At 69.6% G+C, this 10,498-nt stretch carries 7 protein-coding genes; 4 read left to right on the top strand and 3 right to left on the bottom strand.

The window, feature by feature from the left end; genetic code table 11:
• Nucleotides 1–9: 9 nt before the first annotated feature.
• Complete coding sequence (locus tag ACFDTH_RS15215) at nt 10–969, top strand: zinc-binding dehydrogenase (RefSeq protein WP_375288408.1); 960 nt, start codon at nt 10–12, stop codon at nt 967–969.
• Nucleotides 966–1,946: a Gfo/Idh/MocA family protein gene (locus ACFDTH_RS15210; RefSeq protein WP_375288407.1), complete on the top strand. Its 981-nt coding sequence runs from the start codon at nt 966–968 to the stop codon at nt 1,944–1,946. Before ACFDTH_RS15215 ends, ACFDTH_RS15210 begins: the two co-directional genes overlap by 4 nt.
• Here the strand turns inward: ACFDTH_RS15210 and ACFDTH_RS15205 are convergent.
• The gene (locus ACFDTH_RS15205; protein ID WP_375288406.1) at nt 1,936–4,338 is read right to left on the bottom strand and encodes a hypothetical protein; all 2,403 of its coding nucleotides are present in this window, start codon (nt 4,336–4,338) and stop codon (nt 1,936–1,938) included. The two genes, ACFDTH_RS15210 and ACFDTH_RS15205, sit on opposite strands and share 11 nt — an antisense overlap.
• 170 nt (nt 4,339–4,508) lie before the next feature.
• On the opposite strand from ACFDTH_RS15205, the gene ACFDTH_RS15200 reads away from it, so the two are divergent.
• Both ACFDTH_RS15200 and ACFDTH_RS15195 read left to right on the top strand, forming a co-directional pair.
• Nucleotides 4,509–9,140, top strand: coding sequence for a GAF domain-containing protein (locus tag ACFDTH_RS15200; protein ID WP_375288405.1), 4,632 nt, complete (start codon nt 4,509–4,511; stop codon nt 9,138–9,140).
• A complete protein-coding gene (locus tag ACFDTH_RS15195) occupies nt 9,140–9,895 on the top strand; it encodes a LytR/AlgR family response regulator transcription factor (protein ID WP_375288404.1) in 756 nt (251 codons plus the stop codon). Before ACFDTH_RS15200 ends, ACFDTH_RS15195 begins: the two co-directional genes overlap by 1 nt.
• Nucleotides 9,896–9,905: 10 nt before the next feature.
• Here ACFDTH_RS15195 and ACFDTH_RS15190 read toward each other — a convergent pair whose 3' ends face one another.
• Together ACFDTH_RS15190 and ACFDTH_RS15185 are read right to left on the bottom strand one after the other, a co-directional pair.
• Nucleotides 9,906–10,058 carry a hypothetical protein gene (locus tag ACFDTH_RS15190; protein ID WP_375288403.1) on the bottom strand — a complete coding sequence of 51 codons (153 nt, stop codon included), beginning with the start codon at nt 10,056–10,058 and terminating at the stop codon, nt 9,906–9,908.
• Nucleotides 10,059–10,142: 84 nt separating this feature from the next.
• On the bottom strand, nt 10,143–10,498 hold a 356-nt coding region (locus tag ACFDTH_RS15185; protein ID WP_375288402.1), incomplete at its 5' end, for a cation:dicarboxylate symporter family transporter.

The following is a 10,498-nucleotide window of genomic DNA, read 5'->3' as shown; positions in this document are numbered from 1 at the left end:
CAAGGAGCAATGGCAATGCGCGCAGCGGTGCTGACCGCCCCCGGCGAAATCCGGGTGGACGAGGTCGAGCGGCCCGAGCCGGGGCCGGGCGAGGTGCGCGTCGCGCTGGAAGGCTGCGGTGTCTGCGCCTCGAACCTGGAGCCCTGGGCGGGCAATCCGTGGACCGGTTACCCCGGCGAACCGGGCGGGCTGGGGCATGAAGGCTGGGGCGTGATCGACGCGGTCGGAGAGGGCGTGGCCGGCCTGGCGGTTGGTGATCGGATCGCCGCCATCTCCTATCGCAGCTTCGCCGAGAGCGACGTGGTGAAGGCGGAGGCGGCGGTGCCGCTGCCCGATACGCTTGCCGGCCAGCCGTTTCCGGGCGAGCCGCTCGGCTGCGCGTTCAACATCTTCCGCCGCAGCGACATTCGCGCGGGGCAGACGGTGGCGATCGTCGGCATCGGTTTCCTGGGCGCGGTGCTCACCAGGCTGGCGGCGGAAGCGGGGGCGCGGGTGATCGCGATCTCGCGCCGGCAGGAATCGCTCGATCTCGCCCGCCTTTATGGCGCCGCGGAGACCATCCCGATGCATGACCATTATGCGATCATCGAGGAGGTCAAGGGCTTGACCGACGGGCGCGGGGCGGAGCGGGTGATCGAATGCGTCGGCAAGCAATGGCCGCTCGACCTGTCCGGCGAGCTGGTCGCCGAGGGCGGGCGGCTGGTGATCGCGGGCTATCACCAGGACGGCCCGCGGCAGGTGAACATGCAGATGTGGAACTGGAAGGGCATCGACATCGTCAGCGCGCACGAGCGCGACCTCGGCGTGGTGGTGCAGGGGGTGCGCGAAGCGGTGGAGGCGGTGGCGAGTGGGCGGCTCGACCCGGCGCCGCTCTATTCGCATCGCTATCCGCTGGAGCGGCTGGGCGAGGCGCTCGATGCGACCCGCGATAAGCCGGGCAATTTCGTCAAAGCGCTGGTGATGCTGTGAGGCTGGGCTTTCTCGGCACCGGCTGGATCGGCCGGCACCGGATGGAGGCGATGCTCGCCACCGGCGCGGTCACCGCGGCGGCGGTGTGCGAACCGGGCGAAGCGGCGCTCGCGGATGCTGTGAAGCTGGCGCCCGACACGGTGGTGGCGCCGTCGCTGGACGCGATGCTGGCGATGGAATTGGACGGCGTGGTGATCGCCACCCCGAGCGCGCTGCACGCCGATCAGTCGATCGCCGCGCTGCAGGCCGGCTGCGCGGTGTTCTGCCAGAAGCCGCTCGGCCGCGACGCGGGCGAGGTGGCGCGGGTGGTGGAGGCGGCGCGCGCGGCGGACCGGCTGCTCGGCGTCGACCTGTCGTATCGCTACACCGAAGCGACCCGCGCGGTGCGGGATCTGCTGGCCGAGGGCGCGCTCGGCCGGGTGTTCGCCGCCGATCTCGTCTTCCACAACGCTTATGGGCCGGACAAGCCGTGGTTCTATGACCGGGCGCAATCGGGCGGCGGTTGCCTGATCGATCTGGGCGTCCACCTCGTCGACCAGGTGCTTTGGCTGCTCGGCTTCCCCGACGTGGCCGACCTTTCCGCCAGCTTGCGCGCGGGCGGCGAGCCGCTGGCGCCCGAGCAGGTGGAGGATTACGCCATCGTCGCCTTCCGCGCCGGCGACGTCGACGTCCGCCTCGCCTGTTCGTGGCGGCTCAATGCCGGGCAGGAGGCGGAGATCGGCCTGCGGCTCTACGGCACCGGCGGCGGCGCGATCCTGCGCAACGTCGGCGGCTCGTTCTACGACTTCGCGGTCGACCACGCGACCGGCACCGCGCACCAGACGCTGGTCACTCCGCCCGACGACTGGGGCGGCCGCGCCGCCGCCGACTGGGCGCGCCGGCTGGCGGCGGGCGCCCGGTTCGAGGCGGCGGCGGCGGACTTCATCCGCTCGGCCGAGGTGCTCGACCGGGCGTATGCGGCTCAGTTCACAGGATGAAATCCGCGGCGGTGAGCGTCAGCTGGCCGTCGATCCTGACGACATAGTCCGCGGCCTTGTCGCCATCGGTGTCCGCCGCGAAGAAGGTGTCGCCGCCCCCGCTGAAGCTGCGCAGCTCGCCCGCCTTGCCGGTGAAGGCGCCGGTGCCGATGAAGCGGAACGCCTCGTTCGCCGCGCTGCCTTCGCGGGCATCGATCGCCGACAGGTCGATCTTGTCGCCCTGCGCGCGGGCAAAGTCCAGGATCACATCCGCCGCGGCGGTGGTGCGGCCGGTGTCGCCTTCCTCGAAGCGGAAGGTGTCCGCCCCCGCGCCGCCGGTCAGTTGGTCGCGCCCGCCGCCGCCGACCAGCACGTCCGCGCCTTCCTTGCCGTCGAGGATGTTGTTGCCGCGGTTGCCGTGGATCTCGTTGGCCAGCGTGTTGCCGCGACCCCCAATGTTGCCGTCGCCCGTCAGGTGCAGCACCTCGACATTGTCGGCCAGCGTGTAGCTGATCGCGCTGAGCACCGTGTCACGGCCCTGACCCGCCTGCTCGATCACCCGGTCGGTCTTCACGTCGACGACATAGGTGTCATTCCCCGTGCCGCCCACCATGCGATCGGCCCCGGCGCCGCCGTCGAGCAGGTCGTTGCCGGCGCCACCGCTCAGCCTGTCCGCGCCCTCCAGGCCCTGGAGCAGGTCTCCCCTGGCGGTGCCGCCAAGCGTGTCGGCGCGCGCGGTGCCGGTCTTCTGGACGCCGTCGAAGTCGAAGTCCGGCGCGTTCAGGAAATCGCCGGACAGCGGCGGCGTGTCGCCATAATCGTCCGGATATTCCACCGCGCTCAGCGTGTAGTTCTGCGGGAACAGCCCGGTGACCGAGATGTAATAGGTGCCGCTGGTCGCCGCGGTGAACGCGCCGGTCGATCCGGTAAAGCTGCCGTCGGCGTTGAGCACCTGGAGGGTGGGGGGCAGGAAGCCGCCGGTGGTGGAGAAATAATAGCTCTTGCCCGCCTCCAGCGTCACCTTGAACCAGTCCTCGTCGAACGTCACCTCGGTGCGCGCGGTGACCTGGCCGCCGACGCTGAGCGTGCCGGTGGTGGCGCTGTTGTCGCTATAGTCGTCGCGATAGGAGGTCACCGACACCGTATAGTCGCCGCCGGTGGGGGCCGGCTTGTCGGTCAGGCCGAGGACCTGGATGTAATATGCACCGGTCTGCGTGGCGGTGAAGGTCTGGTTGAAGCCCGAGAAGTCTGCCGGCAGGCCGTCCGGGCCGAGGAACAGCGCGATCGCGGTATAGTCCGACTTGCCCTTCATCATCGCGCTGGTCGAATAGGATTGTCCGGCGGTGAGGTTGACCTTGAACCAGTCGACGTCGTTGTTCGCCTCGATCTTGCCAGCGGCGGTGCCGTTGACGGTGACGGTGCCGGGGCGGACGGCGCTGTTGGTGAAGTCGTCGTTCACCTCGGCGACCTTTACCGAATAGGCGCCCTTGCCGGCGCTCGACTGGAGCTGGACGTAGTAGGTGCCCGATTCCGCCGCGGTGAAGGAGCTGCTGTTGGCGCTGCCAGCGCCGAGCGAGCCCGGAACGGTGACGATGTTGCCATCCGCGTCGACCATCACGATCGTGCCCGCATTCCCCTTGATCGCAGCGCCGCTCGCCGAGAAGGCGTAGGTATGGTTGGCTTGGAGATCGACCGCGAACCAATCCTTGTCGCCCGCCAGCTCCCACTTGCCCGTGGCGGTACCGCTCGGCAGGCCGCCGCCGCCTAGCGTGATCGTGCCCGCGGTCGTCGGGGTATGGCCCCAATCGTCGACATGCGCGATGGGATCGAGCGTGATCGTGTAGTTGACCGGCTTGAACGCACCCGGCGCCGCGGTGGAGACGAGCACGAACTCATAAACTCCGTTCGCATCGGGCACGAACACGCCCTTTCCACTGGAATCCAGCGGCGGCAGGTCGAGGTAGGTGCCGTTCTTGTCGACGATGTGGAGTTCGTACGCGCCGCCGCCGGTCACGCCATATTGATAGGCCTGGCCGGCGACGAGCTTGGCGCCGAACCAGTCGCTGTCCGCCACCGCCTCGAACCGGCCCCGCGCGGTGCCGTTCTTGAACGCTCCGTCCGATGCCGCGCTGTCGGCATAATCGTCCGCCACCTCGCTGATCCGGATGGTGTAGCCGCCCGTGGTCAGGCCGTAGGCGCTGAAATAGGCCATCCCGGCCGCGTCGGCGGTGAAGTGGCCGGGCATGCCGGGGCCGGCGGCCATCGGGTCGAACAGGTCGTCGTCGCCGACGCGATAGACGATGCCGTCCGCGCCGATCAGCTCGATCGTGTACGACTTGCCGGCCTCCAGCTCTGCCCCGAACCAGTCGGTGTCGCCGGTGACTTCCCATTCCCCCGTCGCGATCAGCGTCATTGCCCGTTCCCTTTTCGATGCCGCCAAGCCGGCCCTGATGGGAGGCGGGTACGCCGATGTCGCAGGGGCGGGAACGACGTGGCGACCGGGCGGCGACCGCCGCGACGAAAACGCGACCAAGCCGACCGCCGGCCGCTTTCGGGCCACACCCAGGCTGTTACTGTCCGGCCATGCCAGTACGTCCCGGCGGGGTCATCGCGTTGCATTCGGCGTCAGAAGCGCGCCACGAGCCGATCGAAACGGTCAAGCTGCGGCTTTCGGAGGCGTTGACCGGATCGGTGGAGCCGCTGGAGATCCTGCGCGCGGTGGCGGCGATCGTCGGCGCGCGCCTGGGCGTGTCGCGGGTCGCCTATGGCGAGATCGAGCCGGGATCGGACCGGATCGTCATCCCGACCGACTGGACCAGCGGCGTCGAGACCATGGTCGGCGAGCACCAGCTGCACCGCAACTCCGGCTTCGTGCGGGAGTATCTTCGCGGACGCACCATGGCGGTCGAGGATGTCGATGCACTCGACCTGGTGCCCGCCGAACGGGACATGATGCGCGATACCGGCTGCCGCAGCTGCATCTCCGTGCCGCTGATCCGGGACAACGAACTCGTCGCTTTGTTCTCGGCCACCCACCGCTTCCCGCGTCAGTGGAGCGCGGAAGAGATCGAGTTGGTCGAGCACGCCGCCGCCCGCACCTGGAGCGCGCTGGAGCATAGCCGCACCATCGCGCGGTTGCGGCGGAGCCAGGCGGCGCTGAGCGAGCGCGACCAGGCGCAGACTTTCCTGATCGACTGGTCCGACCGGCTGCGCCACGAAAGCTCACCCGAGGCGATCACCGCCATGACGCTGGAGCGCCTCGCGCGGCATTATTCCGCGGCGCATGCCTGGTTCGCGGTCTGCGCCGACGATGGCGTCACCTTCACCGTTGCGCACGAATGGCGGGCGGTGGAAAAGAGCTTCCTGGGGACGAACTATCGGGTCGGGGACCTCGGCCAGCCGCTCACCGTTGCGTTTCGGTCCGGCGGGCTCGTGCAGATCGCGGATGCGCAGAACGACCCCGAGATGCCCGAAGTCTTGCGCGAGCATTGCCGGCGCAAGGGGGTGGGCAGTTTCGCGACGGTGGCGCTGATCCGCGATGGGCGGCTCAACGCGATCCTGACGGTCACCGACACCGCGCCGCGCGTCTGCTCGCCCGAAGAAGGACAGCTCCTGCGCGAGGTGGGGGAGCGGATGTGGGCTGTGCTGGAGAAGGCGCGGGCCGAGGCCGCGCTCCAGGATCGCGAGCGCAACCAGGCCTTTCTGCTCGACTGGTCGGACGCGGTGCGCGACGAGGCCTCGCCGGCCGCCATCACCGCGCTCACCGTCCAGCGCCTGGCGGCGCATCTCGGCGCGTCCCGCTCCAGCTACGCCACCACCTCTGACAACGGTCTGACGTTCACGATCGTTGCGGAAGGGCGACGCGATGCACGGCCGATCGTCGGGGAGAACTACACGCTCGATCGCCTCGGTCCGGCAATCGCCACCGAGCTGCGGGCCGGCCGGATGACCCGGTCGGACGACGTGCAAGCGGACGAGCGCGCCTCTCCGGCGATGCGCAGGTTCTACGCCCGGCATGACATCCGCGCCGACATGTCGATGCCACTGACCCGTCACGGCCGCATCCGCGGCGTGCTGTCGGTGACGCAGAAGGATGCGCGTCGCTGGACCGAGGCCGAGGTCCGCCTGATGGAGGACATCGCCGGCCGCATGTGCGTGATCCTGGAGAAAGCGCAGGCGGAGGCGGCGCTCCAGGCTCGCGAACGACATCAGGCCTTTCTGCTCGACTGGAGCGACGGCGTGCGGGGGTTGACCGACCCCGATGCGATCGTCGAGTTCACCGTCTCCCGGCTGGGTCGCTACATCGGCACCTCGCGCGTCAACTTTGCCGAGGCCAGCCCCGATGGCACCGCCTTTGGCGTGCGACGCGAGTGGTTCTCCGACGGTCGCATCGAGGCGGGGCGCACGGGGATTAGCGAGGGTGTTCATGCCGCCTATCTCAGCGGCGACGTGGTGGTGGTGGAAGATGTGACCACCGACCCCCGCTTCGAGGATGCGGCGCGTGCGCGCTACGTGGGGGTGGAGGCCTCCTCCTTTCTCGCCGCGCGCATGGGGGAGGCGAAGGCGTACCTGTCGGTCCAGGACGCAAAGCCGCGGCGCTGGCATCAGTTCGAGATCCAGCTGTTGCGCGACATCGCCGAGCGGACCTGGGGGTTGATGGAACGTGCGCGCGTCGCCGCGTCCCTTGCGGATCGCGAACGCGACCAGGCGTTCCTGATCGCCTGGACCGATGCCCTTCGCGTGGAAACCACGCCGGACCGGATCCTGGAGGTGACGCTGGAGCGGCTCGGCCTGCATCTCGACGCCTCGCGCACCTGCCATTCCGAGATCACCATCGACGACGGCAATTACACGATCGTGGCCGAATGGCGCCGCGACACAGTGGCGGTCCGGGGGCTGGTCTATCCGTCGTCGAATCTGAGCGCCTTTGTCCGCCGCACCTATCTCGCCGGCCAGGCGCTGGTCAGCGACGATCTTGCCCGCGACAGCCGTTTCTCGCGATCGGCACTGGACGGCTTCGCCCGGGCGGAGGTCGGCGCGCGGATCAGCGTGCCTTTGTCGCGTGACGGCTTCGTCAGCGCGATCCTGGCGATCGACAGCAAGACGCCGCGTCGCTGGCAGGACCGCGAGATCGACCTCGTTCGCGATGTCGCCGACCGGATGTGGACGCACATGGAGCGCGCCCGGGCCGAGATCGCTCTCAAGGAGCGCGAGCGGCATCAGGCGACGATCCTCGCCTGGAACGACCGGATGCGCGACGAGCGTACCGCCTGGGGGATGCTGACCGCGACGCTCGACCATCTCGGCACCAGTCTGGGCGCGACCCGCATCGACTATTCGGAAGCAGACGACGCCGAGGTGCTGCATGTCATCCGGGAGTGGAACGCAGGCGCGTCCTCGGTGATGGGCATGCCGTTTCCGCTCGCGTCGCTGGGCGATCAGGTCCGCGCGGCGCACGAGAGCGGGCTGCCGATGGTGGTCGATGACGTGTCCACCGACCCGCGCTTTGACGCGGTCAATCGCCCGTTGTTCGAGAGCATCGGCATCGCCGCGCTGCTGTCGATCGCCATGGTGCGCGACGGCCGGATCATCGCGGTGCTTTCGATTCAGCAGGCGACGCCGCGCCATTGGACGCCGGGCGACGTGCAGCTCCTCGCCGATCTGGCGGAACGGACCTGGGCGCTGCTCGAACGGCGCCGGTCCGAAGAGAGGCTCAACGAGAGCGAGGCGCTGCTCGCCGCGTTCATGGATAACGCGCCGATCGCCATGTACCTCAAGGACGAGGCGGGGCGCTATGTGCGCGTCAACCGCGAGATGGCGGTGGTGCTCGGTTGCGACATCAGCGAGGCGCTGGGGTGCACCACCCACGATTTCCTGCGGCCGGAGATCGCGCAGGAAGTGGCGCGGCTCGACCGATTGGCGCTGGAGGGGGGCGTCCATGCCGCGGAGCTCGATATCGGCGGACCCGACCGGTATTCGGCGGCGCTGTCGGTGCGCTTCGCGGTGCCGGGCCATGACGGACGGGTGACGCGGCTGGGCGGCTTCGTCATCGACCTGACCGAACGGCGCGAGGCGGAAGCGGCGCTAGAGCGCTCGCGTGCCTCGCTCTACCAGACGGAGAAGCTCTCGGCGCTGGGCTCGCTGCTCGCCGGCGTCAGCCACGAGCTCAACAACCCGTTGTCGATCGTCGTCGCGCAGGCGGTGATGCTGGAGCGCGCGACCGGCGGCAGTGCGCTCGCCGAACGCGCCCAGAAGATCCGCAAGGCGGCTGATCGCTGCGCGCGCATCGTCCAGACCTTTCTCGCCATGGCGCGCCAGAAGCGGCCGGAGCGCAAGCCGGTCGCGCTCAACGACGTTGCGCGCGCGGCAATGGAACTGACGAGCTATGGCCTCAAGGTCGACGGGATCGCGGTCGATCTCCAACTGGCCGAGGGGCTGCCGCAGATCGCGGCGGACGCGGACCAGCTCCACCAGGTGATCGTCAACCTGGTGGTCAACGCGCAGCACGCGCTGGCCGACCTGCCCGCCGAGCACGAGCGGCGGGTGATCGTGCGCACCGCGCCGGGTATCGAGCCCAAGACGGTGATCCTGGAGGTCGCCGACACCGGGCCGGGCGTCCCGGAGGAGGCGCGCCGGCGCATCTTCGAGCCGTTCTTCACCACCAAGCCGCAGGGGCAGGGCACCGGGGTGGGCCTGTCCTTCAGCCAAGGCCTGGTCGAGGCGCATGGCGGGCGCCTGGCGCTGGTGCCCTCGCAGTTCGGCGCGGTGTTCCGCGCGACCCTCCCGATCGAGCGCGACCTGACCTTGCCGCCGATGGCGCCCGAGGCGGTGATCGCGCCGCCGGTCGCCGCCAAGCGCGCACTGGTGATCGACGACGAGGTCGAGATCGCCGAGGCGCTCGCGGACTTCCTGTCGATCGAGGGCTATGCTTCCGACATTGCGATCGGCGGCGGCCCGGCCAAGGCGTGGCTGGCCGAGCGCGACTATGACCTGGTCGTCAGCGACATCCGCATGCCCGGCATCGACGGCCCCGCGCTGCACGCCTGGGTGGCGGCGAACCGGCCCGACCTGCTGCCGCGGCTCGCCTTCGCCACCGGCGATACATTGGGGGCGGTGGCGGCGAATTTCCTTGCGAAGGTGGATCGTCCGGTGCTCGAAAAGCCGTTCACGCCGGAAGCGGTGGGGGCCTTCCTGCGTCGGGTGGAGGGGGGATGATGCAAGCACCGCATATCGTCGTGGTCGATGACGAGGAGGACCTGCGCGAGCCGACTGCGGCCTATCTGCGCGACCAGGGGCTGGACGTGTCCGAGGCCGGCGGAGGCGTCGAGCTCGACACGGTGCTGGCGGGCAAGCCGGCGCAGCTGGTGGTGCTCGACGTGACCATGCCGGTCGAGGACGGGTTCAGCATCGCGCGCCGGCTGCGCGGCACCGGCGTGCCGATGGGGATCATCATGCTGACCGCACGGCGCGACGTGGTCGATCGGGTGGTCGGGCTGGAGCTCGGCGCCGACGACTATATGATGAAGCCGTACGAGCCGCGCGAACTGCTCGCCCGCGTCCGCTCGGTGCTGCGCCGGATGGAGGCCGCGCCGGCCATTGCGGCGGTACCGCCGGCGGCCGAGCCAGTGTCGGACGATGGCGACTACCACCGCGAGATCTGGGTGCCCACCGGCCGCGGCCAGATCCGCCTGCCGGTCGAGGCGATTGAATGGATCGAGGCGGCGAAGGACTATGCTTTGCTCCACACCGCCGAGCGCAGCCACATGATCCGCGTGACGATGGGGGCGCTGGAGCAACGGCTCGATCCCGCGCAGATGATCCGCGTCCACCGCTCGTCCTTCGTGCGGCTCGATGCGGTCGGCGGGATCAGCCAGATCGGCCGGCACACGACGCTGGTGCTCAAGTCGGGCGCGAGCGTGCGGGTCGGGCCGGCGCACCTGGCGGAGGTGCGGCACCGCCTGGGTCGGTAGATGGGCGGCGCTATCGCTCGCCCAGCGCCGCCGCGATCATCCGCTCCCAGCGCGCTTCCTGCGCGGCACGGCGGTCGCCTGAATGGTCGGCGAGCTGCGCCGCATAGGCGTTGAGCGCGACGGCGAGGCCGGTGAGGGCTGCGACGATGACGACCGTGACCATGGGCTCCTCCTTTCCGGGTGAGGAGCCCCTGCGCTGCGCCGCGCCTGCGTGCAAAGCCGCTGCGCCGTGCGTGCGACGAAGCGGTCAGCCGTTCAGCGCCGCGCGCAGTCGTTCGCGATCGAGCACGCCTTCCCAGCGCGACACCACCACCGTTGCCACCGCATTGCCGACGAAGTTGGTGAGGCTGCGGCACTCGCTCATGAACCGGTCGACGCCCAGGATCAGCGCCATCCCCGCGATCGGCACCGAGGGCACGATCGACAGGGTCGCTGCCAACGTCACGAAGCCGGCGCCGGTTACGCCCGCCGCGCCCTTGGACGACAGCATGGCGACGCCGAGCAGCAGCAGCTGGTCGCCCAGCGACAGATCGACGTTGCAGGCCTGTGCGATGAACAGCGCCGCCAGCGTCATGTAGATGTTGGTGCCGTCGAGGTTGAACG

The sequence above is a fragment of the Sphingomonas sp. genome, from assembly GCF_042096255.1.
In the GTDB taxonomy this organism is placed as follows: Bacteria; Pseudomonadota; Alphaproteobacteria; order Sphingomonadales; family Sphingomonadaceae; genus Sphingomonas.
This window is presented reverse-complemented; position numbering and strand designations above follow the sequence as displayed.